The 23876-nt window shown below is 75.3% G+C and carries 19 protein-coding genes, 1 tRNA gene and 1 pseudogene; 11 read left to right on the top strand and 10 right to left on the bottom strand.

What is annotated here, in order from left to right; genetic code table 11:
• The first annotated feature begins 60 nt into the window (after positions 1-60).
• From mgtA to SJY06_RS07640, 5 genes are all read left to right on the top strand, one after another.
• Positions 61-2760, top strand: coding sequence for a magnesium-translocating P-type ATPase (gene mgtA / locus SJY06_RS07660; protein WP_380166246.1), 2700 nt, complete (start codon positions 61-63; stop codon positions 2758-2760).
• Positions 2757-3836: a YbhN family protein gene (locus tag SJY06_RS07655; RefSeq protein ID WP_380166244.1), complete on the top strand. Its 1080-nt coding sequence runs from the start codon at positions 2757-2759 to the stop codon at positions 3834-3836. The genes mgtA and SJY06_RS07655 overlap by 4 nt, the downstream gene beginning before the upstream one ends.
• Positions 3833-4747 (top strand): slipin family protein, encoded by a 915-nt coding sequence (locus SJY06_RS07650; protein WP_380166242.1) that lies wholly within the window; start codon positions 3833-3835, stop codon positions 4745-4747. The genes SJY06_RS07655 and SJY06_RS07650 overlap by 4 nt, the downstream gene beginning before the upstream one ends.
• The gene (locus tag SJY06_RS07645; protein ID WP_380166240.1) at positions 4744-5700 is read left to right on the top strand and encodes a universal stress protein; all 957 of its coding nucleotides are present in this window, start codon (positions 4744-4746) and stop codon (positions 5698-5700) included. Before SJY06_RS07650 ends, SJY06_RS07645 begins: the two co-directional genes overlap by 4 nt.
• Positions 5701-5800: 100 nt before the next feature.
• Positions 5801-6421: an AAA family ATPase gene (locus tag SJY06_RS07640; protein ID WP_380166238.1), complete on the top strand. Its 621-nt coding sequence runs from the start codon at positions 5801-5803 to the stop codon at positions 6419-6421.
• A gap of 138 nt (positions 6422-6559) precedes the next feature.
• Here the strand turns inward: SJY06_RS07640 and SJY06_RS07635 are convergent.
• A tRNA-Met gene (locus SJY06_RS07635) sits at positions 6560-6633 on the bottom strand.
• Positions 6634-6701: 68 nt separating this feature from the next.
• The gene (locus SJY06_RS07630) at positions 6702-9797 is read right to left on the bottom strand and encodes a UPF0182 family protein (protein ID WP_380166236.1); all 3096 of its coding nucleotides are present in this window, start codon (positions 9795-9797) and stop codon (positions 6702-6704) included.
• A 106-nt stretch (positions 9798-9903) separates the two neighbouring features.
• On the opposite strand from SJY06_RS07630, the gene SJY06_RS07625 reads away from it, so the two are divergent.
• On the top strand, positions 9904-10494 hold the full coding sequence (locus tag SJY06_RS07625) for a PPA1309 family protein (RefSeq protein ID WP_380166234.1): 591 nt from the start codon (positions 9904-9906) through the stop codon (positions 10492-10494).
• Between the two features lie 26 nt (positions 10495-10520).
• On the opposite strand, the gene SJY06_RS07620 is transcribed toward SJY06_RS07625, so the two are convergent.
• Positions 10521-11651, bottom strand: a complete 1131-nt coding sequence (locus tag SJY06_RS07620; RefSeq protein WP_380166232.1) for a PDZ domain-containing protein — start codon at positions 11649-11651, stop codon at positions 10521-10523.
• 210 nt (positions 11652-11861) lie between these two features.
• On the opposite strand from SJY06_RS07620, the gene SJY06_RS07615 reads away from it, so the two are divergent.
• Positions 11862-13346: a zinc-dependent metalloprotease gene (locus SJY06_RS07615; protein WP_380166230.1), complete on the top strand. Its 1485-nt coding sequence runs from the start codon at positions 11862-11864 to the stop codon at positions 13344-13346.
• Between the two features lie 10 nt (positions 13347-13356).
• On the opposite strand, the gene SJY06_RS07610 is transcribed toward SJY06_RS07615, so the two are convergent.
• Positions 13357-13953 (bottom strand): YgjP-like metallopeptidase domain-containing protein, encoded by a 597-nt coding sequence (locus tag SJY06_RS07610; RefSeq protein WP_380166228.1) that lies wholly within the window; start codon positions 13951-13953, stop codon positions 13357-13359.
• Positions 13954-13973: 20 nt separating this feature from the next.
• Positions 13974-14633, bottom strand: a pseudogene (locus SJY06_RS07605) (enoyl-CoA hydratase/isomerase family protein); the annotation flags it as partial.
• 249 nt (positions 14634-14882) lie between these two features.
• Between SJY06_RS07605 and SJY06_RS07600 the strand changes: the two are divergent.
• Together SJY06_RS07600 and SJY06_RS07595 are read left to right on the top strand one after the other, a co-directional pair.
• On the top strand, positions 14883-16103 hold the full coding sequence (locus SJY06_RS07600; RefSeq protein WP_380166226.1) for a ThiF family adenylyltransferase: 1221 nt from the start codon (positions 14883-14885) through the stop codon (positions 16101-16103).
• Entirely contained in the window at positions 16100-17413 is a 1314-nt protein-coding gene (locus SJY06_RS07595; protein WP_380166224.1) for an ABC1 kinase family protein, read from the top strand. Before SJY06_RS07600 ends, SJY06_RS07595 begins: the two co-directional genes overlap by 4 nt.
• Before the next feature lie 141 nt (positions 17414-17554).
• On the opposite strand, the gene SJY06_RS07590 is transcribed toward SJY06_RS07595, so the two are convergent.
• From SJY06_RS07590 to SJY06_RS07575, 4 genes are all read right to left on the bottom strand, one after another.
• Positions 17555-17908, bottom strand: a complete 354-nt coding sequence (locus tag SJY06_RS07590; protein WP_380166222.1) for a hypothetical protein — start codon at positions 17906-17908, stop codon at positions 17555-17557.
• The gene (locus SJY06_RS07585) at positions 17905-18189 is read right to left on the bottom strand and encodes a WhiB family transcriptional regulator (protein WP_380166220.1); all 285 of its coding nucleotides are present in this window, start codon (positions 18187-18189) and stop codon (positions 17905-17907) included. The genes SJY06_RS07590 and SJY06_RS07585 overlap by 4 nt, the downstream gene beginning before the upstream one ends.
• Positions 18190-18365: 176 nt before the next feature.
• A complete protein-coding gene (locus SJY06_RS07580) occupies positions 18366-18530 on the bottom strand; it encodes a hypothetical protein (RefSeq protein ID WP_380166218.1) in 165 nt (54 codons plus the stop codon).
• Between the two features lie 138 nt (positions 18531-18668).
• A complete protein-coding gene (locus tag SJY06_RS07575) occupies positions 18669-20975 on the bottom strand; it encodes an ATP-dependent DNA helicase UvrD2 (RefSeq protein ID WP_380166216.1) in 2307 nt (768 codons plus the stop codon).
• Between the two features lie 159 nt (positions 20976-21134).
• Between SJY06_RS07575 and SJY06_RS07570 the strand changes: the two genes are divergently transcribed.
• Positions 21135-21386: a mycoredoxin gene (locus SJY06_RS07570; RefSeq protein ID WP_380166214.1), complete on the top strand. Its 252-nt coding sequence runs from the start codon at positions 21135-21137 to the stop codon at positions 21384-21386.
• A gap of 4 nt (positions 21387-21390) precedes the next feature.
• Here SJY06_RS07570 and nudC read toward each other — a convergent pair whose 3' ends face one another.
• A complete protein-coding gene (nudC, locus tag SJY06_RS07565; RefSeq protein ID WP_380166212.1) occupies positions 21391-22443 on the bottom strand; it encodes an NAD(+) diphosphatase in 1053 nt (350 codons plus the stop codon).
• A 41-nt stretch (positions 22444-22484) separates the two neighbouring features.
• On the opposite strand from nudC, the gene SJY06_RS07560 reads away from it, so the two are divergent.
• Positions 22485-23840, top strand: coding sequence for a phosphotransferase (locus tag SJY06_RS07560; RefSeq protein ID WP_380166210.1), 1356 nt, complete (start codon positions 22485-22487; stop codon positions 23838-23840).
• Positions 23841-23876 lie beyond the last annotated feature (36 nt).

Here is a 23876-nt window from a genome sequence, read left to right as displayed (position 1 = left end):
CCCGCCACGGACGGCAGGCTCGGGGCCTCGACGCACACCCGTCGAGTCAGGAGCCCCACCGTGCCCGCGTCCGTCCCGACCCTCGCCGGCCCGATGCCTACCGCCGGGGACGTCGCGCGAGGCGGCAACGGCCTGGTCGGGGCGGCCGCCGCCGAGGACCCGTCGCAGACCGTGCGGCGGCTGGGGTCCGACGCGGTCACCGGGCTGTCGTCGGAGCAGGTGGCCGACGCCGGCCGCCGGTACGGCCCCAACGCGGTCTCCTCGCACCGGGCACGGTTCCTGCCCGTCCTGTGGCACCAGGTCCGCTCGCCGCTGCTCGCCCTGCTGCTCGCCGCCGCCCTGGCGTCGTACGTCCTCGGCCAGCGCAGCGACGCCGTCGTCATCGGGCTGATCGTGGCGGCGTCCGTGGGGCTGGGCCTCGTCAACGAGTACCGGGCGGAGAAGGCCGCGGAGTCGCTGCACGACCAGATCAGCCACCGCGCGGTCGTCGTGCGCGACGGACGTCCGGCGGTCGTGGACGTCACCGAGCTGGTCCCGGGAGACCTGCTCCGGCTCCGGCTCGGCGAGGTCGTCCCCGCCGACGTCCGGCTGCTGTCGGTGCAGGGCCTGGCGTGCGACGAGGCCGTGATGACCGGGGAGTCCAGGACCGTCGCCAAGTCGACGGCCGCGGTCGAGGCGGGCGCCCCGCTGGCCGGGCTCACCTCCTGCGCGCTGATGGGCACGGTCGTCAGCGCCGGCACCGGCACCGGCGTGGTGGTGGCCACGGGTGCGGGAGCCCGGTTCGGCTCCATCGCGGTCGGGCTCGGCGCCCACCAGCTCGACACCGCCTTCCAGAGCGGGCTGCGCCGGTTCTCCATGCTCCTGGTCTACGTCGCCGGCGTGCTGACGTCGTTCGTCTTCGTCGCCAACCTCGTCCTGCAGCGACCCTTCCTGGACGCGCTGCTGTTCTCCCTGGCGATCGCCGTGGGCATCACCCCGCAGCTGCTGCCCGCCGTGGTGGCCACGAGCCTCGCGGCCGGGTCGCGGCGGATGCGGCGTCGCAAGGTGCTGGTCAAGCGGCTGGTCTGCATCGAGGACCTGGGCGACGTCGACACCCTGTTCACCGACAAGACCGGCACCCTGACCGTCGGGCAGGTCACCTTCGCCCGGGCGGTGCCCTCCGAGCCGGGGCACGGCGACGACGTGCTCCGGGCCGGCCTGCTGTGCACCGAGGCAGCCGTCGGCGACGGGCCGGCCGTCGGGGGCGACCCCCTGGACCTGGCGCTGTCCGGATCCCCGGCGGCGGTGCCGCTGCGCGCCGGCGCTCAGCACGTGGACCGGGTCGCGGTCCTCCCCTTCGACCACGACCGTCGGATGCTGTCGGTCCTGGTGCGCGAGGGCTCGGCCACCACCCTGGTGACCAAGGGCGCCCCGGAGTCCGTGCTGCCGCGCTGCCTCGGGGTGACGCCGCAGGACAGGCAGGTGCTCGCCCGCGAGTTCGCCGCCGGCAACCGGGTGGTCGCCGTCGCCACGCGCCCGGCGGAGGGCGACGACCTGTTCCTTGCGGACGAGCAGGGCCTGCGCCTGCTTGGCTTCCTGGTCTTCCTCGACCCACCCAAGCCGGGGGCCGCCGAGGCGCTGGCCCGTCTGGCCGGGCTGGGTATCACGGTCAAGGTCGTCACCGGCGACAACGCCGAGGTCGCGGCCAAGGTGGGTCACGACCTGGGGCTGGACGGGGGCGGCCTGCTGACCGGCAGCGACGTGGACGCCCTGTCCGACGCCGAGCTGGCCGCAGCCACGGAGGCCACGACCGTCTTCGCCCGGGTGTCGCCCGAGCAGAAGGCCCGCATCGTCCGCACCCGGCGCGAGGCGGGCCGCGCCGTGGCGTTCCTCGGCGACGGCGTCAACGACGCCCTCGCCCTGCACGGCGCCGACGTCGGGATCTCGGTCGACTCCGGCACGGACGTGGCCAAGGACGCCGCCGACGTCATCCTGCTGGAGAAGGACCTCGCCGTGCTGGCCGACGGGGTCACCGAGGGTCGGCGCATCTTCGCCAACACCATGAAGTACGTGCTGATGGGCACGTCCAGCAACTTCGGCAACATGTTCTCCGCGGCCGGCGCGTCGCTGTTCCTGCCCTTCCTGCCGATGCTGCCCTCGCAGCTGCTGCTCAACAACCTGCTCTACGACACCAGCCAGCTGGCCATCCCCACCGACGACGTCGACGAGGAGCAGCTGCACCGGCCCTCGCACTGGGACATCGCGTTCATCCGGCGCTTCATGCTGGTGTTCGGCCCGCTCAGCTCGCTCTTCGACGTCACGCTGTTCGTCGTCATGCTCGCCGTCCTCCACGCTGGACCGTCGGAGTTCCGCTCCGGGTGGTTCGTGGAGTCCCTGGCCACGCAGACCCTGATCATCTTCGCCATCCGCACCCGCCGGGTCCCGTTCTTCCGCAGCCGCCCCAGCATGCCGGTCGCGCTCGCCGCGATCAGCGTGGCGCTCGTCGGCGCGGTCCTGCCCGCCACCCCGCTCGCCACGAGCATGGGGTTCGCTCCCCTCCCCCTGGCCTTCTACGGCGGACTGCTCGTGATGCTGCTCGGCTACCTCGTCCTCATCGAGGTCGCGAAGTCCTGGTTCTACCGCGCCGCCAGCGTCACCGCACCGCCCGCAGGACCGACGCTGGCGCGGCCGAGCACGCCCGCGGCCCGGCACCTGAGCCGTCGCGCCCGGCGGTTCAGCACCGCCACTCCGCTCGCCCGACCCGCGGGGCCGGCGCGATGACCCGGTGGGGGTGGGTCCGCCGCGTGGGCCTGGTCGGGGCCACCGTCGCCGTGGTCGAGTACCTCGTCGTCCCCCAGGTGATCGAGGCCCGCCAGGAGATCAGCCTGTTCACGGACGCGTCCCCGGAGCTGCTGGCGCTGGCGTTCGTGCTGGAGGCCCTGTCGCTGCTCGCCTACACCGGACTGACCCAGGCCGTCCTCACCCCCGACACCCGGCTGAGGTTCGTCGACCAGCTGCGGATCGACCTCGCCGGGCTGGGGGCCAGCCACCTGCTGCCCGGTGGAGGGGCCGCCTCGGCGGGGGTCCGGTACCGGCTGATGACCGAACGCGGGGTCACCCCCGACGACGCGCTGTCCACGGCGGCCGTGCAGACGGGCATCGCCTGGCTCGGCCTCATCGCCACGTTCACGCTCGGCGTGGCCCTGGCCCTGCCCGGGATCTGGACGCACCCCGCCTACCCGGCGGCGGCCCTGGCCGGGCTGGCGGCCCTGCTCGTCACCGCGCTGGTGCTGCGGTTCCGGTCCCGGACCCCGCACGTGCGGCCGCCCCAGGGCCCCCCGTCGGCTCCCCGCGTCGTCGGCAACCGGCTGTCCAGGCTGGTCAGGGGCTGGGCCGACCGGCTGTCGCTGGCCGGGGTGGCCGTCGTGGAGCGGTCCGAGCTGCTGCTCAGGCGCAGGCGCGCACGCAGGCGGGTCGTCGCGCTTGCAGCGGGCAACTGGCTGTTCGACGCCGCCTGCCTGTGGGTGTGCCTGTGGGCCTACGGCGTAACCGTCCACCCCGGCGCCCTCCTCGCGGCCTACGGCGCCGCCAACCTGGTCGGCCTGCTGCCGGTCACCCCCGGCGGCCTGGGGGTCGTCGAGGGCGTCCTCATCCCCTCCCTCCTGCTGCTGGGGGCCGACGGCGGTCCGGTTGTCCTCGGGGTGCTCACCTGGCGGGCCCTGGAGTTCTGGCTGCCCATGCCCGTCGCGGGCGCGGCCTACCTGAGCCTGCGGCTGGGCCGGCGGGGACCGAGCGCACCCCACGGTGACCTAGGTCCCGGTCAGGCCCCGCGGGCCGGGAGCAGGCTCCGCTCATGAGCCCCCTCGTGACCACCCTGGTCGTCGTCCTCGTCGTCCTGGTCCTGCTCGCCCTGGCCCTCGGCGTCCGCATCGTCAAGCAGTACGAGCTGGGGGTGCTGTTCCGCCTCGGCAAGGTGGTCGGGGCCCGCCCGCCGGGGCTGCACGTGATCATCCCCGTGGTCGACGTCATGCGTCGGGTGTCGCTGCGCATCATCACGATGCCGATCCAGTCCCAGGGGATCATCACCCGCGACAACGTCAGCGTGGACGTGTCGGCGGTGGCCTACTTCCGCGTCGTCGACGCCGTCAAGTCCGTGGTGGCGATCGAGAACGTCTACGTCGCCATCGACCAGATCGCCCAGACCACCCTGCGCAAGGTGGTGGGGCAGCACACCCTCGACGAGACGCTGTCCGAGACCGACCGGATCAACCAGGACATCCGCGAGATCCTCGACGTCACCACGCTCGACTGGGGGGTCGAGGTCACCGTGGTGGAGCTGAAGGACATCCAGCTGCCCGACAGCATGAAGCGGGCCATGGCCCGGCAGGCCGAGGCCGAGCGCGAGAAGCGAGCCAAGATCATCAACGCCGAGGGCGAGTCCATGGCCGCCGCAGCGCTGGGCGACGCCTCCGACATCATGATGGAGCACCCGCTGGCGCTCCAGCTGCGCAACCTGCAGAGCCTCGTCGAGATCGGCGTGGACAAGAACACCACCGTCGTCTTCCCGGCACCGCTGATGAGCACCATCGGCGAGCTCGGCTCGTTCCTGGCCCGCGAGGCCACCGCCGCAGGGGTGCCCAGCGACCGGCCGGCCGAGCGACGGACCGACCCGGTCGCCGCTCCCCCAGGGTTCCTGCCGACCCCCGTCGTGCTGCCGGCGGCCACTGCCTCCAACGGCACCACCGCCGCCACCCCGGTGACGGCATGACCCCCGTCGTCACCCCCGTTCCCCGGTCCGGGGCGACTCGAGGAACGAGCACCTCGCCGGCACCCGGCAGCATCGTGGTCGGCGTCGACGGCTCCCACGAGTCCAACCAGGCCCTCGACTGGGCCACGGACCAGGCGGTGCTGGAGCACCGACCCCTGACCCTGGTCCACGGACGGGAGGACGCCGCCCTGGTGGCGTCGGGGCTCTACCCGGGGTCCGCGTCGGCGATCCAGCTGCTGGAGGACGAGGCCCGCACCCTGGACGGGGCCCTGATGAAGGTGGCGTCCTCACGCGTGAGCGAGCGGCACGGTGACGTCGACGTGACCGAGACGCAGAGCCGGGGCGACGCCCGCAGCACCCTCGTCGACCTCAGCCGGCACGCGGCGCTGCTCGTGGTCGGGTCACGCGGTCGTGGCGCCGCCGCATCGGCACTGCTCGGGTCCGTCAGCATGACCGTGGCCACGCACGCGACGTGCCCCGTCGTCGTCCACCGCAACGGCGGGCGAGCGGTGCCCACCGAGGGAGTGCTCGTCGGGGTCGACGGGACCACCGCCTCGCTGCCGGCCGTCGCCTTCGCCTACACCATGGCCACGGCCCGCTCTTGCCCGCTCACCGTGCTGCACAGCTACCGCGACGCCAGGACGGGGTCGCCCCTGCGGGGTGGCACCTACGCGGAGGACCTCGGCGACGAGGAAGCACTCGTGGCCGAGTCCCTGGCGGGCATGGCGGACCGCTTCCCCGACCTCCGGGCACGGGTGCGCCTCGTCGAAGGTCGTGCCGGGCCCGAGCTGGTGGCCGCCTCCGAGGACTTCGAGCTGCTCGTCATCGGCCACCGGGTGACGGGGCCGGTCCGGAGCCTGCTCCACGACTCCGTAGCGGCCACCGTCCTGGGACGTGCGCGCCTCCCGGTAGCCGTCGTGCCCGCACCCGGACGACCGGCAGCGCCGGCGTAGGAAGCATCCGCCCACCGTGGCGGCCGTCGCACCGCCTGTGAGGCCGCCACCCGGTCGGCGGCACCGGGGACGAGCCGGGGGCGGCCCCTACCCTGGGCGGATGTCGGTGCCCGGCACCAAGCTGCGTGTCCCGACCCCGCGGCGTCAGCTCGTCGCTCGCACCCGGCTGGTCGACCGGCTGAGGGCCGCCCCGACCAGGAGGCCCCGGCTCGTGCTGGTGTCGGCCCCGGCGGGGTTCGGGAAGACGACGCTGCTGAGCCAGTGGCTCGCCCCCGCTGGTCGGGGAGACGACCCGGGCGGCGACCTACGCGTCGGGCCGAGAGTGGCCTGGCTGTCCCTCGACGCGACCGACACCGACCCCCGGGCGTTCCTCTCCCACCTGGTGGCCGCGCTGCAGGTGCCGAGCCCGCAGGTGGGTGTGGGGGTGCTCGCGCTCGTGGGTGCCGACGGCAGCCTGCCGGTCGAGGAGGTCGTGTCCGGCCTGGTCGACGACCTCGACGCGCTCTCCGGCGTGACGGTCGTCGCGCTGGACGACTACCACCTCGTCGACACGCCGGAGGTGGACACCCTTGTGGGCTCCTTGCTGGACCAGCTGCCGCCGCGGGTCACGATCGCCCTCACGACGCGGGTCGACCCACCGCTCCCGCTGGCGCAGCTGCGAGCCCGCGGCGAGCTGGTCGAGATCCGGGCCGCCGTCATGGCTCCCCCCTGGTTGCCCTGATCGTCGCCCACGGTCCGACCGAGGCGCCGGCCGAGGCCCCGACCGACAGACCGCCCGGGGCAACCGCAGCGACCCCTGGAACGAACGAAGACCCCCAGGTGGCCTGGGGGTCTTCGCCTCGCCTCAGCGAGTTCTGTGTAGCGGGGGCAGGATTTGAACCTGCGACCTCTGGGTTATGAGCCCAGCGAGCTACCGAGCTGCTCCACCCCGCGTCGCGTCTGCAACGTTACGCGAGGTGCCGCCGGGAGCCAAATCGGCCGTCCGGCCCCCGGCGGTGGCCTCACCCGCCGAGGGACTCCTCGGCGGCGATGGCACGCTCGATCGCGGCCGACAGCCGCTCCTGGGCCTCGCCGTAGGCGGCGAAGTCGTTGTCGGCCAGGGCCGCCTGCGACTGCTCGATCGCGGTGCGGGCGTCCTGCAGGGCCTCGTCCAGCTGGGCCTGGGCCGTGGCCGGGTCGACGGGCGACACGCTGGGCGCGCCCGACTGGGGACCGGTGGGCTCCTGGCTGGGCTCGGTGGTCTCCTCGGGCGTCACCGGGGTGGGGTCGCCCACGTCCGGTGCACCCTCGCCGTCGCCGGTGTCCTCGACCACCTCGGCGTCGGCGTCCGGCGCGTCGGCGCCGGCGTCACCGCCGAAGACGTCGTCCAACGCCTCGTCGAGGGTCTCGCCGAAGCCGACGTCGTTGCCGAAGGCGACCAGCACCCGCTGCAGCAGCGGGAACTGCGTCGACCCCGTCGACTGGATGTACACCGGCTGCACGTACAGCAGGCCGCCGCCGATCGGCAGCGTCAGCAGGTTGCCGTTGCGGGTCGTCGACTCACCGAGACGCAGGACGTTGAGCTCCTGGTTGATGGCCGGGTCGGCGTTGAAGTCGTTCTGCACCTGCCCGGGTCCGGGGACCGTCTCGTCGTTACGGATCTGCAGCAGCCGCAGCTGGCCGTAGCCCTCGGCCGGCGCCCCCTCCTCGGCCCCCGCGTCGGCGTCCGCGGTCAGGAACCCGGTCAGGACGTTCCGGTCCCCCGAGGCGCCCTCGGTGGTCGGGATGAACGTCGACGTCAGGCTGAACGACGGCGTCTCCTGGTCCGGCATCCGCAGCGAAAGGTAGTACGGCGGCTGCAGCGCGTTCAGGTCCGGCGTCGTCGGGTCCTCCGGCACGGACCAGAAGTCGGTGCCGTTGAAGAACGACGCGGGGTCGGTGACGTGGTAGCGCTCGAGCACCTCGCGCTGCACCTTGAACAGGTCCTGGGGGTAGCGGACCTGGCTCATCAGCTCGCCGCTGATCTCCTCCAGCGGGCGCACCTTCTCCGGGAACACCCCGGACCAGGCCTCGAGGATCGGGTCCTCGGTGTCCCACGCGTACAGCGTGACGGTCCCGTCGTAGGCGTCGACCGTGGCCTTGACGGAGTTGCGCACGTAGTTGACCCGCTGCGGCAGCAGGGTGGCGAGGTTCTCGCTGGTGGCGGTCACCGACGTGGCGGTCGCCTCGTCCAGGCTGGTGCCGAAGGAGTACGGGTACTGGTTGCTCGTGGTGTACCCGTCCAGCACCCAGACGACCTGGCCGTCGACGACCGAGGGGTACGGGTCGCCGTCCAGCTCCAGCCAGGGGGCGACCTTCTCCACCCGCTCGCGCGGCTGCCGGTCGAACATGATCCGCGACTCCGGGTTCACCGTGTCGGAGAGGATGATCTCCTCGGCCCGGAACTTGATCGCGAAGAGCAGCTGGGTGAAGAAGTCGCCCATCTCGACGCCGCCCTCGCCCTCGTAGGTGGTGTTGCGCTGGCCCGAGGCGACCGTCGAGTCCGGGTAGTCGAGCTCCTGCGGCGAGGCGCCCTCCGGTGCCCCGACGATGCTGTACTCGGGGCTGGACTCGCCGAAGTAGATCCGCTGCTCGAAGTTGCCGAGGTCTGAGACGGTCTCGACCTCCTCCTCCACGGCCGGCGCGACGATGCCGGACTGGAAGAACACCGGCTCCCCGCCCTGGGTTCGCTGGTTGCCGAACGCCGCCACCACGCCGTAGCCGTGGGTGTAGACGGTGTGGTCGTTGACCCAGTTGCGCTGCCCGTCGGGCAGGCCGTTCAGGTCGAGCTCGCGCGCGGAGATGACGGTGTCGCGGGTCTCGCCGTCGATGTCGTAGCGGGCCACGTCGAGCGACTCCGGGAAGGCGTAGAACTGCCGGATCTGCTGCAGCTGCCGGAAGGTCGGCGACACGATGTTGGGGTCGATGAGCCGGATGCCGGGGATGGTCCGGGCGTCCTCGGCCAGCTGGCCCGCCTCGGCCTGCAGCTCGGCGTCGTAGTCGGTGACCTCGATGCCGTCCACGCCGTACGCGGCCCTGGTGGCGTTGATGTTGCGCTCGATGTAGGGCTCCTGCAGCGTCAGCTCGTTGGGCTGCACCTGGAAGCGCTGGATGACCTGGGGCCAGATGCCACCGGCGGCCACGGCGACCAGGACCAGCAGGCCGACGCCGAGGGCCGGCACGCGCCAGTTGCCGCGGATGACGGTGTACAGGAACGTCAGGGCCACGATGACCGACACGACCGCCAGCAGGGTGCGGGCGGGGATGACGGCGTTGACCTCGGTGTACAGCGGACCGGCGACGCGGTTGCTCTCGACGGTCATCAGCGCGTAGCGCTCCAGCCAGTAGCTGACCGCGCGCAGCAGCAGGAAGAGCGCACCGAGCAGGCCCAGGTGCACCCGCGCCTGCGGCGTGGTGCGCTCACCGGGCCCGCTCAGGCGCAGACCGCCGTACAGGTAGTGGGTGAGCAGCGCGGCGAGGCCGGCCAGCAGCACCACGGCGGTGAGGAAGCCCGTGACGAACTGCAGCAGCGGCAGCGAGAAGACGTAGAAGCCGATGTCGAGCCCGAACTCGGGGTCGGTCTCGCCGAACGGCACCCGGTTGAGCCACAGCTGCACGGTCTGCCACTGCCCCGAGGCCGCCGAGCCCGCGAACAGGCCCAGCACCACCGGCACGGCGATCCCGACCAGGCGGCGCAGCGGCTCGAGCTGCTCGCGGTAGCGGTCCAGCGCCTCCTGCCCCGGGGTCGAGGGCGCGTAGACGGGTCGGGAGCGGAACGCGACCGTCAGGCTGGCCCAGACCGCCGTGGCCATGAGGACGGCCGCCACCACGAACAGGATCGCCTGGGTGACGATGCGGGTGCGCAGCACCTCGACGAAGCCCAGCTCCTGGAACCAGAGGACTTCGGTCCACAGCTCGGCGAACAGCACGAGCAGGAACACCAGCGCACCCAGGATGGCCAGCGTCGGGGCCAGGGCCCCGGGACGGCGTCCGGGGCGGCGCGGGCCGACGGGGCCGCGAGGACCACCGGGCCCCTGGGCGTCGGAGGAAGGCGGACCAGGTGGGAACGGGGCACTCACATCACTCACCGTAACTCAGCAACCTGGGAGCGTTCCCCGCCCCGTCACCCGCACGGCGCCCCCGGGACGGCGCCGACGGACCCCGCGCTCCGGGATGATGGTCGGCATGAGCACCGACACCGCCCTGCAGCGTGCCGTCCGCGAGGTCGAGGAGCACGTGGCCGGCTACGGCTGGGACTCCCCCGTCCGCCTGTTCGCCCTGGTCCGCACCGCCGAGGCGCTGCAGCGCGAGCCGGACCTGCTGGACCGGCTGCCCGCCGAGGACGCCGCGGCGGCCGTCTCGGACCCGGACCACCTGCTGCTGGTCGAGCAGGACGAGCTCGACGAGCTGGCCGAGGGCTCCGGAGACGACGGCTCGGGCGGCGAGGCGGGCGACGCCGACGCCCTGGAGCGGATGCTGGCCCGGCTCGCCTGGCCGGCGGAGGTGCAGGGCGTGGCCCTGACCGTCGAGCGGCTGGTCGTGCCGCCGGAGGTCGAGGCGCAGGCGCCGACCGACCCGCAGGAGGCCGTGCGCTGGCTGGCCGAGCACCCGCGCCGCCGCGACGTGCGCATCGCGGCCGCGGTGCTGCGCGACGGGTCCCGGGCGTGCGTGCTGCGCACCCGGGGCACGCAGGAGGACCCCGAGGAGACCGTCGTGCCCGGTCCGGACCTGGTGCCGGGCCTGACCCGGGCGCTCGCGGCGACGCTCGAGGACTGACGAGGGCGGCGGTACCGCAGGGCCCCTCAGCGGGCGGCGAGCACGTCCTCGCAGGTCGGCAGGTCCTGGGTGCCCTCGTCGGCGCCGATGGCGGCCAAGGCCTGCAGCGCCTCGTCCAGCGAGGCCACCGCCGTCACCTGGAGGTCCGCCGGGACCGCCCCCACCACGTCACCGCAGTTGTCGGCCGGGGCCAGGAACCACGCCGCGCCGACGTCGCGGGCGCCGACCATCTTCTGCTGGATGCCGTCGATGGGGCCGACGAGGCCCTCGTCGTCGATGGTCCCGGTGCCGGCCACGTGCTCACCGCCGGTGAGCGGGCCCGGGGTAAGCTTGTCGTAGATGCCGAGGGAGAACATCAGCCCGGCGCTCGGGCCCCCTATGCCGCCGACGTCGTAGCTCACCTCGAAGGGCAGCTCGTAGTCGGGCGAGATGAGGACCCCGAGGATGACCGCGCCCTCGTCGGACTCCGCCAGCTCGACGGGCTCGGTCACGGTCTGCCCGTCGCGCTCGACCGTGACGTCGACGACGTCGCCCGGGGCGTAGTCCTGCAGCTGCTCGACCAGCCCGCTGCTGCTGTCCAGCGGCTGCCCGTCCAGCTCGGTCACCACGTCCTGCTCGGCCAGGGCGGCCTCGGCGGCCGGGTTGCCCGCGAAGCCGCGCACCACCAGGCGCGAGGGCACCTCCTCGCCCAGCGCCTTGATGGCGGACACCGCGGCGCTCTGCTGCGCGGCGGTCATCTGCGCGGTGGAGGCCTCACGGGCCTCCTCGCGCGTCTCCTCCGGCGGGTAGACCGTCTCCACGGGCCGCAGCGAGCGCGAGCTGTCCACGTAGGCCTGCACCGCGTCCAGCACCGTGACCCGCCCCAGCGGACCGCCGGCGACCCGGATGGTCGTCAGGTCGAGGCGGCCCTCGGTGGGGAACGTCTCGGTGCCGTCGATGACGATGAGCGACTCGCCGTCCTCGGCCTGCCCCAGGGTGTCGCGGACCGGGCCGGGCGAGAACACCACGTAGGGCACCGGCAGGGCGGCGACCAGGGCGGCCAGCAGCAGCGCGGAGGTCCCCGCGACCAGCAGCACCACCGTGCGGGCCGACAGCCGCCAGGGCGAACCCGGCTGCGGTCGCCCGACGGGTGAGGCGGTGGGTGGGGCTGTCGTCATCCGTGGGCTCCGGTGGTCGGCTCGTGCTCCGGCGGAGCGGCGGCCCCGTCCGGCCAGGGTAGATCGGCGGGACGGGTGGGGCGCGACAGGTGGCGCACCGACGGGCGCCGCTGTCGGGCGACCGGCTCCGCGCTGGGCGAACGCCGACCCCGGGGAGGGAACTGTCGGGCGCCGGTGGTGGTTCCCTGTCCAGACGAGGAGGCTGGTGGCATGGCTGGTGACGACGACCGACGGATCGGGTTCGGGCCCAACGACGCAGGTGGCCCGGGCGGTTCAGGTGGCTCGGGCGGTTCCGGAGGCTCGGGCGGTTCTGGAGGCTCGGGCGGCTCGGGTTCCGGCGGCCCGGGCGGCTTCGGCGCGGGTGGCTTCGGGGCCGGCGGGTTCGACCCGTCGATGTTCGGCGACCCCGCCGCGATGGGCGCGGTCTTCGGCCAGCTGCAGAAGATGTTCACCACGGGCGGCGACGGGCCGGTCAACTGGGACCTGGCCCACGACGCGGCCCGTCAGGCCGTGGCCGGGGACGACCCGAGCCCGTCCTGGGGCGAGCGCTCGGCCGTCGAGCAGGCCGGGCGGCTGGCCGAGCTGTGGCTCGACCCGGCGACCGCGCTCGCCCCGACCGGCCGCGGCTGCGAGGCGTGGTCGCGGGCGCAGTGGGTCGAGGCGACCCTGCCCACCTGGCGCACGCTGGTGACGCCGGTGGCCGAGAAGATGTCGGCGAGCATGGGTGGTGCGCTCAGCGGCCCGGTCGGCGAGCTGCCGCCGGGGTTGCCCCCGGAGATGGCGGGCCTGCTGGCCAACGCGGGACCGATGATGCAGCGCCTGGGCGGCGGCATGCTGGGCATGCAGATCGGCCAGGCCGTGGGCCGGCTGGCGGCCGAGGCGGTGTCGTCCAGCGACGTGGGCCTGCCGCTGCACCGCGGCGGCATGGCGCTGGTCCCGGCCAACGTCGCGGCGCTGTCGGAGGGGCTCGGCATCGAGCCCGACGAGGTCCGCCTGTTCCTGCTGCTGCGCGAGGCCGCCCACTCGCGGCTGTTCGCCCAGGTGCCGTGGCTGGCGCCGCGGTTGCTGGGCGCGGTCGAGGCCTACGCGGCCGGCATCGACGTGGACCCGCAGCGGATCCAGGAGATGCTGCAGGGCATCGACCCGACCGACCCGGCGGCGCTGCAGGAGGCCCTCGGGTCCGGTCTGCTCCAGCCGGCCGAGACCCCGGCCCAGCTCACGGCCAAGTCGCAGCTGGAGGACCTGCTCGCCCTGGTCGAGGGCTGGGTGGACACCGTCGTGGCGCAGGCCGCCACGGGCCGCCTCGGGCAGGTCGAGCAGCTGCGGGAGGCCGTCCGGCGGCGCCGCGCGGCCGGCGGCCCGGCGGAGCAGACCTTCGCGGCGCTGGTCGGGCTGGAGCTGCGTCCGCGCCGCATGCGCGAGGCCGCGGCCTGGTGGGCGGCCCGCGGCGACGACGTCACCGTCCGCGACCAGGCCTGGGACCACCCGGACCTGCTGCCGGACCTCGACGACGTGACGGCCGGCACCGAGGACGCGGTCCCCGGCGCGGACGGCACGCCGTCGGCCGGCTCGTTCGACGACGAGCTGCGGGAGCTGCTCGAGGGCGGCGCCCCCGGACGGACCGACGACGCGACCGACGACGGACCGGGGGACGGAACCGAGGACCGGGGGCCGGGGACCCCGCCCTCGACCTGAACCGTCCGGGTCAGTCCACGTGACCCTCGTCGCCCTCGTCGGCGGCCGGGCCGCCCAGGGCGCGCGAGGCGGTGTCGAAGCCCTCGAGGAACCCCCGGGCCCGCTCGGTCCGGGGGTAGTCCTCCAGCAGGGCCCAGAACTCGTCGCCGTGGGACGGTTCCAGCAGGTGGGCCAGCTCGTGGAGCAGGACGTAGTCGAGCACCCACGGCGGCAGGCCCTTGGCCCGGTCGGAGATCCGGATGGTCCGCTCGGCCGGGGTGCAGGAGCCCCACCGGTGCTGCTGGTTGGAGGACCACCGCACGCTGCTGGGCACGGCCCGGCCCTCCAGGTGCCGTTCGGACAGGGTGGTGGCCCGGCGGAGCAGCTCGTCGTCGGACGGGCGCCGACGGGCCTCGGACTCGGTCAGCCGCTCCACCATGCGCTGCACCCAGCGGCGCTCCTCCGCGGCGCTGAGCCGAGCGGGCACCAGGACGACCACGCGGTCGCCCTCCCGGTGGGCGCTGACGGTGCGGCGACGGCGGGCCGAGCGGCGGACCTCCACGACGGGGTCGCCGGAGGCCGGGGCGGCAGCTGCTGCCTGCCCGGACGACGGCCCCGACCCAGCCATGTGCCGACGCTAGCCGTCCGTCACCGGCCGGTGAAGCGCGGCGCGCGGCGCTCCCGCTGCGCGCTGAGGCCCTCCGACAGGTCGGCCGAGGCCAGCGTGACGGCCTGGGCCAGCGACTCCCAGCGCAGCGCGGCCGCCAGGTCGGGGTGACCGCCGGCCGCCAGGGCCTGCACGGTGAGCCGGGTCGCGACCGGCGCGCGGGAGGCGATCTGGCGCGCCACCACGAGGGCCGCGTCCAGCAGGTCACCGGCCGGGTGCACCGCGGAGGCCATGCCCAGCCGGAGCGCCTCCTCGGCGTCGACCCGCCGCCCGGTCAGCAGCAGCTCGGCGGCCACGGCGCTGCCGACGGTGCGGACCAGCGTGTGCGTGACCCCCATCCCCGGGTGCAGCCCCAGGGCGGTGAACGGGGCGGACAGGTGGGCCGTGTCGGCCAGCAGCCGGACGTCCCCGGCCAGGGCCAGCCCCAGCCCGGCGCCCACGGCGGGACCGTTGACCGCCACCACGACCGGCACCCCCGCCTCGCGCACCGACAGCCAGTCCGCGTAGTAGCGCGACATCCGGCGTCGCAGGTCCTCCACCGACGCACCCTGACCCGTGCCGTCCCCCAGCCACGACAGGTCGCCGCCGGAGCTGAACGCCGCCCCGGCCCCGGTCAGCACCACGGCCCGGAACGTCGCTCGCCCGGGCCAGCGCCGTGGTGAGGCGCACCCAGGAGGCCGTCATCCGCTCGGCCATCACGTTGCGCCGCTGCGGGTCGTCCAGGACGACGAGCAGGACCGAGGGGTCCTGCTCGTCGCGGCGCACGGCCAGGTCGGGCAGCGGCAGCAGGTCGTCGAGGGCGTCCATGCCCCGAGGATGGCCCACCCGGCTCCCTCCGGGCCTGTGGACGACGCCCGCGCGCGCCCGACCGGCGCTGCCACGCTCACGCCGTGGCAGCCGGGGACGGGCAGGCAGGACGGGACGAGCCGGGTCGCGGGACCGGTTCCGAGCCGGGTCGCGAGGCGGGTCCCGGGGCCGGTCCCGGTGGGCCGGTGCGCTGGCGCCCGGGTCTGGCCCGCACGGTGCGCGGTCCGCACGACCTGCAGCTGGGCTGCGGATCAGGGGCGGTCGTGCTGGAGGGCCTGACCGCGGCGGACTGGCAGCTGCTCGCCCTGCTGGAGCGGGCCCCCTCCGCCGGGGAGCTGGCCGAGACCGTGCGTCGCCTGGGCCTGCCCGGCCCTCGCGCCCGCACGCTGCTGGAGCTCCTGGCCGGCGCCGGCGCCCTCGCCGGCACCGGTGGTTTCGTCGGTCCGGTCGGCCGGGCCGCCCCGGTGGCCGGCGGCGGTCCGGCGGCCGCCCGGGCTCGTGACGGGGCCCGGGGACCCGGGCGGCCGTCGTTGGCCGGGGCCCAGGTGGCGGTGGTCGGCGGGGCCGGGCTGGGCGTCGCCCTCACGGTCGCCCTGGCTGCGGCCGGCGCCTCGCGCAGCGCGCTGGTCGACGACGCGACGGTCTCGGCGCACGACGTGCTCCCGGGGGGCGCCCAGCACGGTGACGTCGGCCGTCGCGCGGCCCATGTGGCGGCGGAGGCCGTCCACCGGCTGCGTCCGGACGTGCGCACCGCCTGCCCGGAGGACCCGGACCTGGTCGTCCTGGTCAGCGCGCACGTCCCCGACGCCCCCGCGGGCATCCCGCTGGTCCAGCGCGGCACCCTGCACCTGCCGGTGGTGGTGCGTCCGGACGAGGTGGTGGTGGGCCCCCTGGTGGTGCCCGGCCGAGGCCCCTGCCTGCACTGCCTTGACCTGCACCACCGCGACCTCGACCCCGGCTGGGCGGACGCCGTGCGGCAGCTGCGCCGCGAGTCCCGTCGCGTGCGGCAGCCCGGTGCGGCCGCGACCGCGCTCACCAGCGGGCTCCTCGCCGTGCTGGCCGGCGCGCCCCATGCCGCGGACCGCGCCGGCGTCGAGGTCCACCTCGGACCGGGCGGCGCCACCGACTGGCGGCGCTGGTCCGCCCACCCCGTCTGCGGCTGCGTCGGCTGGCCGGAGCCCGACCCGGACGACGACCCGGACCCCGACCCGGACCCCGCCGCGGTCGGGGCCCGTGGCGCCGAGCAGGCCGTCACCGACCCTCCCGCGCCGACCACGGGCACCGGTGCGACCATGGCTGCGTGAGCGACCTCCCCCGTCGGACCGTGGCCCGCAGCGCCCGCCTGGCCGCGCTGCCCCTGGGTATCGCCGGACGGGCGGCCCTCGGCATCGGCAAGCGCGTCGGCGGCCGGTCCGCCGAGGCCGTGGCCGCGGAGATGCAGGCCCGCACGGCCGAGCAGATCTTCCGCACCCTGGGCGAGCTCAAGGGCGGGGCGATGAAGTTCGGCCAGGCCATGAGCATCTTCGAGGCCGGCCTGCCGGAGGAGATGGCGGCCCCCTACCGGGCCACCCTCACCAAGCTCCAGAACGCCGCGCCCCCCATGCCGTCCAGCACGGTGCACAAGGTCATGGCCGAGGAGCTCGGGGCGAAGTGGCGCTCGAGCTTCGCCGACTTCGACGACCGGCCGACCGCGGCAGCCTCCATCGGGCAGGTGCACAAGGCCGTGTGGCACGACGGCCGGACCGTCGCGGTCAAGGTGCAGTACCCCGGCGCGGGCGAGGCGCTGATCTCCGACCTGGAGCAGGTGACGCGCGCCGGCCGCCTCGGGGCGTCCTGGATCCCCGGCCTGGACATCAACCCGATCCTGGCCGAGCTGCGCTCCCGGATGGCCGAGGAGCTGGACTACACGCTGGAGGCCGCGTCGCAGCGGGCCTTCGCCGAGGCCTTCGACGGCGACGAGGTGTTCGCGGTCCCGCAGGTGCTGGCCGGCGGCGAGAAGGTCATCGTCAGCGAGTGGCTGGAGGGCGTGGCGCTGTCGACCGTCATCGCCTCGGGGACGCAGGAGGAGCGGGACACCGCCGCCCGGCACTACGCGGAGCTGCTGCTGGCCGGGCCCCACCTGGCCGGGCTGCTCCACGCGGACCCCCACCCGGGCAACTTCCTGCTCATGCCGGACGGCCGGTTCGGCGTCCTGGACTTCGGGGCGGTGAAGCACCTGCCCGACGGGATGCCGGCGGAGGTGCCGGTGCTGCTCAACGCCGCCCTGCGCGGTGACGGCGAGGGCGTGGTGACCGGTCTGCGAGAGGCGGGCTTCATCAAGGACGAGATCCAGATCGAGCCGGACTCGCTGCTGGAGTACCTGGAGCCGTTCCTGGCCCCCGCCCGTGAGGAGACGTTCCAGTTCAGCCGGCAGTGGCTGCGCGACCTCGTCGCCCACATCAACGACCCGCGTCGACCGACGTGGTCGGTCGGGCTAAAGCTCAACCTGCCGCCGGAGTACCTGCTGATCCACCGGGTGTGGCTGGGAGGCATCGGGGTGCTGTGCCAGGTGGGCGGCTCGGTCCCGGTGCTCGACGTGCTCGAGGACTGGCTGCCCGGGTTCGAACGACCCTGAGCGGGTCCTGCAGCCGGACCTGAACCTCGGCCGGATCTGACCCTCGGCCGGGCCTGATCGTCGGCCGGACATGGAAGGGCCCTGAGCGGTCACCACGGGTGGGTGCCGCTCAGGGCCGGTGGGCAGGACGGGTGCCGGGCGTCACCGCGCGACGGTCAGGGCGCCGCTCGAGGCGAGGTTCTCGCTGCGCTGGGCGGCGAGGCTCGCCAGGCGGACGAGCCGGCGGGCCCGCGCCTGGGAGCGTTCGGCCGCCCGACGGCGCCGGATCGCCCCGACCAGCCGGGCGGTGCGGGCGTCGCTCAGGTCCTGGGCCCGGCGCGCACGCGCCAGGTCCTCGGCGAGGAAGGTCATGTCGGTCTCCTGCGGGTTCTCCACGCACCCCAGGTGCGCGGTCGGGCGTTCCTGATGCACCGGTCGGTGCACGAGGTCGTGCGGGCCGTGCGGGTCGTGCGGTGGTGCCGTGTCGTGCGGGGCGTGCGGTGCTGCCGTGCTCACGCCACGGCGTCCTTGCGCGGCCGTCCTCGGGGCCGCTTGCGGGGCACGACCACACCGGCCTGCACCAGCTGGCCGCCCCAGACGCCCCACGGCTCACGCCGCTGGATGGCGCCCTCCAGGCACAGCTCGGCCAGCGGGCAGTCGGCGCAGAGGGCCTTGGCGGCCTCCACGTCGGCGGGGAGCTCGGCGAACCAGAGCTCGGGGTCGTGCACCCGGCACGGCAGCGTGCCGGGGTCCTCGGGTGCGAGTCGTATCGGGTCCAGGTGCTCGGTGACGGTCACCGTCGGTTCCTCTCCGGGTGGGCCGTCCGGTCAGGTGGACCGGACGGGCTCGGTGCGGGTCTGGCTCGTGGCCAAGGGGGAGGCCGAGCTCCGCACGTGCACCGGGTGGACCGGGAGACGAGAGGAGCCGCGGCCCCCGTGGGGTCCGCGGCTCCGACGTGTCGGTGGTTCCGACGTCAGTCGATGAGCGGGGGACCCGAGGGGGCGCTGATGAAGCCGCCATCGGCGAGAAGGCGCACTCCACCCGTGGAACGGGGCTTGAAGGCGGGCACCAGAGCTCGGACCTGGGCAGCGAGGACGGCGGTGTGGCCGTCGGACCAGCTGGTCGTCGTGTACTCCATGGGTGGCACCTCCTCTCGTCATGAGCGCAGCAGGGGCTGACCCCTCTGCGACCGCGTGCTCGGAAGGGTAGGACGGTCGTCGGGCTGCGCGCCACCCTTTTTACGCGGGTCTGTCGGAGAGACCCTCCGGACGGCTCCTCAGACGCCTCGGTCGACCGCCGTCCCGGGCGTCGCACCGCCCGCGGCACCGGCACCCGAGGCGCCGGCACCGGCCACGGCACCGGAGGCCCCGGCCACGACGTCGACCACGGCCGGGCCGTAGCGGTCGAGCTTGACGGCCCCGACGCCGGCCAGGCCGACCAGGGCGCCGACGTCGGCGGGTCGGCGCTCGGCGATGGCCTCCAGCGTGGCGTCGGTGAACACGACGTAGGCCGGCACGCCCGCGACCGCCGCGGTGTCGGCCCGCCACTGCCGCAGGGCCGAGAACACCGCCTCGTCGTAGCGCGGCGGGCAGTCGGCGCAGCGGCCCGCGGTCCGCTGGGCCGCCGTGGCCAACGGCACACCGCAGCCCCGGCAGACGCTCGGCGGCACGGCCCGCGGGCCGCGGGCGCCCCTGCCGCCCGGGCCGGTCGCCGCCGCCCGACGCCCGGCGCCGTCCGGGACCCCCGTCCCCCCGCCGGGTCGCAGCGTGTCCAGGAACCGCGAGGGTCGCCGGGCGCCACGCGCGCCCGGCACCCTGGCCCGGGACCAGGACAGGTGGACGACCTCGCGGGCCCGGGTGACCCCGACGTACAGCAGGCGGCGCTCCTCGGCCACGGCCGTCGGGGTGGTGGCGAACGAGATGGGCACGAGGCCCTCGGACAGGCCCGGCAGCAGGACGACGTCCCACTCCAGCCCCTTGGCCGCGTGCATGGTGGCCAGTGTGACGCCGTCGAGCACGGGGGCGTGCTGCTGGGCCGCCCGCGCCTCGAGGTCGGCCACGAGGTCGGCGAGCGAGGCGTCGGGACGCTGCGCGCCCAGCCGCCCGGCGTGGTCGACCAGCGCGGCCAGGCTCTCCCACCGGTCCCGCACCTGCCCGCGGCCCGTCGGTGGTTCGGGCGACCAGCCCGCGCCGGACAGCACGTCGGCGACCCGGTCGGCCAGCGAGCCCGACACCTCGCCGCTGCCCGCGCGGGGCTGCTGCTCGTCGGTCCGGTCCCGGACGCCCTTGGCGGCGCCCCGCAGCAGCACCACGGCCTCCCGGACCTCGCGCCGGGCGAAGAACCGGTCGGCGCCGCGGACCAGGTACGGCACCCCGGCCGCCCCCAGGGCCTCCTCCAGGACCTCGAGCTGGCCGTTGGTGCGGACCAGGACGGCGACGTCGGCCGCGGCCGTGCCCTCGGCCAGCAGGGCCGAGACCCGGGCCGCCACCGCGTCGGCCTCGGCGACGTCGTCCTCGTGCTCGGCGAAGCTGGGAGCCCCGAGGTCCGGACCGTCATCGGTCCCGCCGGCCGGGCGGACGGCGCGCAGCCGCACGCCCTGGCTGCCAGGGCCCCGGGCCCCCGCTCGCCCGCCGCCGGGCGCGGCGGCCTCCGGGCCGGCGGCGTCGAGCACCCCGTTGCCCAGCTCGACCACGGCCGGGCGGGAGCGGTAGTTGCGGACCAGCTCCACGACGGTCGTGCCGGGGTGGGTGGCCGCGAAACCCTGCAGCAGCGACGCGTCGGCCCCGGCGAAGGTGTAGATCGTCTGGTTGGGGTCGCCGACGACGCAGACGTCGTCCCGCTCCCCCACCCAGGCGTCCAGCAGCTGCTGCTGGGCCGCGGAGACGTCCTGGTACTCGTCGACGGTGAACCAGCGGTAGCGCGAGCGGACCTGCCGGGCGACGTCCTCGCGCTCGCGCAGCATGGCGATGGTCAGCAGCAGGACGTCCTCGAAGTCGATGACCCCCCGCGCCGTCTTGGCGTCCTCGTAGGCCTCCATGAGCCGCGCGACCAGCGACGCGTCCAGCCCGGCGACCTCCCCCCGCCCGGCCGCCGCCGCGGCGGCGGGGTACGAGCCGGGCGTCAGCAGCCCGACCTTTGCCCACTCCAGCTCCGCGGCCAGGTCGCGGACCGTGCTGCGGTCCACGCGTACGCCCAGCCGGGAGGCAGCCTCGCCGACCACGGCCGCCTTGTGCTCCAGCAGCGAGGGCGCCCCGCCACCCACGACGGTGGGCCAGAAGTGCTGCAGCTGGCGCAGCGCCGCGGCGTGGAACGTCCGCGCGGTGGCCCGGGCCACCCCGAGACCGCGCAGCCGCTCCCGCATCTCGCCCGCGGCCCGGGCGGTGAAGGTCACGGCCAGGACGTTGTCCTCGGCGGTGGCACCGACCGCGACGGCGTGGGCGATGCGGTGCGTGATGGCCCGGGTCTTGCCCGTCCCGGCCCCGGCCACGACGCAGACCGGGCCCCGGACCGCCTCGGCCACCGCCCGCTGCTCGGCGTCGAGCGGCGCGAGGAGCGCCGGGGCGTCGGCGGGGCTGAGCGGCATGGACCGAATCCTCCCAGCGCGACGACCGCCCCGGGGGCCGGGGGCGCCGGTCCGGGGAACACCGGCGCCCGGTCTCCGGTTGTGGATGACTGGGCCGCGACCGCGGCCCGGAGCGCCCCGCAGGGGCCTCCCGACCGCGACCGACCTGGAGGGCACCCCGTGCAGAACCCTGCACCCGGCACCGTGACGATGTACTCGACCACCTGGTGCGGCTACTGCCGGCGGCTCAAGTCGCAGATGGACCGCGAGGGCATCGGCTACACCGAGGTCAACATCGAGGACGTGCCCGACGCGGCCGACTTCGTCATGAAGGTCAACGGCGGCAACCAGACGGTCCCCACCGTCCTGTTCCCCGACGGCAGCGCGGCCACCAACCCGTCGCTGGCGGAGGTCAAGGCCCGCATCGGCTGACGGGTCAGCGCCAGTCGGCCTGCTGCTCCAGCGGCTCGCCCAGCCAGTCCTCGATGAGCCGCCGGGCCACCGAGACGGCGGGCGGGACCGTGACCTCGCCGGTGGCCACGGCGGCGACCAGGCCGGGCCGGTCGAACCAGCGGACCTCCGTGATCTCGTCGCCGTCGGCCACCGCGGTGGTGTCGTCGGTCTCCGCGTGGAAGGCCAGCATCAGCGAGGCCGGGAACGGCCAGGGCTGGCTGCCCAGGTAGGCGACCTCACGCACGCGGACCCCCGCCTCCTCCAGCAGCTCACGGGCGACGGCCCCCTCGAGCGACTCCCCGGGCTCGACGAACCCGGCGAAGGCCGAGAACCGGCCCGCGGGCCAGCGGCCCTGGTGGCCCAGCAGCAGGCGGCCGGCCGGGTCGGTCACCGTCATGATCACGGCCGGGTCGTGACGGGGGTGCTGGGTGCTGCCGTCGGTGAGGCACACCCGCTCGTGCCCGGCCGCGGCCGGGCGGGTGGCCGAGCCGCAGCGGGGGCAGCGCGGGTGGCTGCGGTGCCAGTGGTGCAGGGCGACGGCCTCGGTGAGCGCCCCGGCGTCGGTCGCCGGGAGCAGGGTCCCCAGCGCGCGCAGGTCGGCGGCCGGCTCGGCCAGGGCGGCCTCGACCACCGGGTCCGCCGTGCCTGCGGCCGGGCCCGCGGCGACCGCCTCGACCGCGGGTCCAGCTCCTTCGGCGGGCAGCAGCAGGCCCACCACGGCCCCGGGGGCGCGCTCGTCGTCCGCGGGCAGCAGCCCCAGGTGGACGGCGACGACCTCGGTCGCGGGGTCCTCGCCGCCGGCGGCGAGCCGTTCGGCCCCGCCCAGCGCCGCCACCACGGCGGCGGCCTCGGCCCCGCGCAGGGTCCGCAGACCCCGGCCCGGTCCGTCCGGGTGCACCGGGCAGCGGCCGTCCCGCAGCAGCAGCAGCGAGGTGGTCGGGTCCTGCAGGGTCCGTGCCAGCAGCCCCTCGGCCTGACGGTCCTGACTGACCTTGTCCAGCCGTGAGCGGGACAAGGACAGGTCGGGGAGAGCCACGCCTGCAGACCTTACGGGCCGCCCGCCCGTACGGTTGGCGGGTGCCAGCGCCTTCCGACCCCGAGCGTCCCGACGGCCGGGCGGCCTCCGCCCGGCCCTCCCAGCGGCGGCGCGACCCGGCGGCCCTCGCGGCGCTGCTGGTGGCGGCCATGCCCGGCACCACCCCCGTGGCCTGCGCACCGGCGCACGCCGGCCGCGACGACGTGGACGCCGCGCTCGTGCACGACTCCGACGCCAACGTGTGGGTGGTCCTGGCCCCGCGCACGCCCGAGGCGGGGGCGCGGGTGGAGGCCGAGACCGAGGCGGTCAGGCTGCTGGCCGGCGTGCTGCCCTTCGACGTGCCCCGACCCCGGGCGGACGTGGCCCTGCCCCGTGGCGGGCGCGCCATCGTGTTCCCCGCGCCGCGGGGCCGTCCGGTGGACCTGGTCCGGCTCGCGGCCTCGCCTGGGGTCTGCCGCTCCGTGGGGCGCAGCCTGGCCGCGCTGCACGACGTCACCACCGCGGTGGTCGAGCGGGCCGGGGTCCCGGTGCGGGACGCCGGCGAGGTCCGGCGCCGCCGGCTCGGCGAGCTGGACCGCGGCGCGGCCACCGGTCAGGTGCCGCCGGTCCTGCTGGAGCGGTGGGAGTCCCTGCTGGACGACACCTCGGTGTGGGACTTCAGCCCGGCGGTGGTCCACGGCGACCTGGTGGCCGAGCGGCTGGTGGTGACCGGCGAGGAGGTCACGGCCGTGCTCGACTGGAACGACCTGCACGTCGGCGACCCGGCGCAGGACCTGGCCTGGCTGGCGGTGGGGGCCGAGCCGGAGACTGTGGAGGAGGTGCTCGCCGCCTACCGCGCCTCGCGGCACGGTGCCGTCGACGACGACCTGCTGCGGCGGGCCGTCCTGCACGGCGAGATGGCGCTCGTGCGGTGGCTCCTGCACGGGGTGGACCTCGCCGACGACGAGGTCCAGCAGGACGCCCGCGGCATGCTCGAGCAGCTGGCCGGGTGGGTCGAGGCCGAGAACGAGGCCCGCCGCGCGGCGGAGGAGTCCGACGACGACGAGGCGAACGACGACGAGGCGAACGACGACGAGGCGAACGACGACGAGGCGGACGACGACGAGGCGCAGCCCGACGAGGACGAGCCCGACGGCGCCCACGAGGGCGAGGACGACGAGCCGGGGGCCGACGACGCGCCGAAGAACGACGACGCGCCTGAGGACGGAGATGGCGAGGGCGACCGCCGCGACGACCGCGGCGACGCTGACACCGCCGACGCCAACGAGCCCGGCACCGACGAGCCCGGCACCGACGAGCCCGACGCTAACGAGCCCGGCACCGACGCTAACGAGCCCGGCACCGACGAGCCCGACGCTAACGAGCCCGACGCTAACGAGCCCGACCGACGCCCCTGACCGGCCCGCCTCGGCCCAGGTCGGTAGCCCTGGGTA

It is taken from the genome of Jannaschia sp. R86511, from assembly GCF_042466345.1.
Classification (GTDB): domain Bacteria; phylum Actinomycetota; class Actinomycetes; order Actinomycetales; family JBBAYJ01; genus Aquipuribacter.
This window is presented reverse-complemented; position numbering and strand designations above follow the sequence as displayed.

Excerpts from the sequence above, each read along its gene's own strand:
- SJY06_RS07625 (WP_380166234.1), top strand. The coding sequence starts at position 9,904 with ATGAGCACCGACACCGCCCTGCAGCGTGCCGTCCGCGAGGTCGAGGAG.
- SJY06_RS07645 (WP_380166240.1), top strand. The coding sequence starts at position 4,744 with ATGACCCCCGTCGTCACCCCCGTTCCCCGGTCCGGGGCGACTCGAGGA.
- SJY06_RS07615 (WP_380166230.1), top strand. The coding sequence starts at position 11,862 with ATGGCTGGTGACGACGACCGACGGATCGGGTTCGGGCCCAACGACGCA.
- SJY06_RS07620 (WP_380166232.1), bottom strand. The coding sequence starts at position 11,651 with ATGACGACAGCCCCACCCACCGCCTCACCCGTCGGGCGACCGCAGCCG.
- SJY06_RS07580 (WP_380166218.1), bottom strand. The coding sequence starts at position 18,530 with ATGGAGTACACGACGACCAGCTGGTCCGACGGCCACACCGCCGTCCTC.
- SJY06_RS07655 (WP_380166244.1), top strand. The coding sequence starts at position 2,757 with ATGACCCGGTGGGGGTGGGTCCGCCGCGTGGGCCTGGTCGGGGCCACC.
- SJY06_RS07650 (WP_380166242.1), top strand. The coding sequence starts at position 3,833 with ATGAGCCCCCTCGTGACCACCCTGGTCGTCGTCCTCGTCGTCCTGGTC.
- SJY06_RS07640 (WP_380166238.1), top strand. The coding sequence starts at position 5,801 with ATGTCGGTGCCCGGCACCAAGCTGCGTGTCCCGACCCCGCGGCGTCAG.
- SJY06_RS07610 (WP_380166228.1), bottom strand. The coding sequence starts at position 13,953 with ATGGCTGGGTCGGGGCCGTCGTCCGGGCAGGCAGCAGCTGCCGCCCCG.
- SJY06_RS07575 (WP_380166216.1), bottom strand. The coding sequence starts at position 20,975 with ATGCCGCTCAGCCCCGCCGACGCCCCGGCGCTCCTCGCGCCGCTCGAC.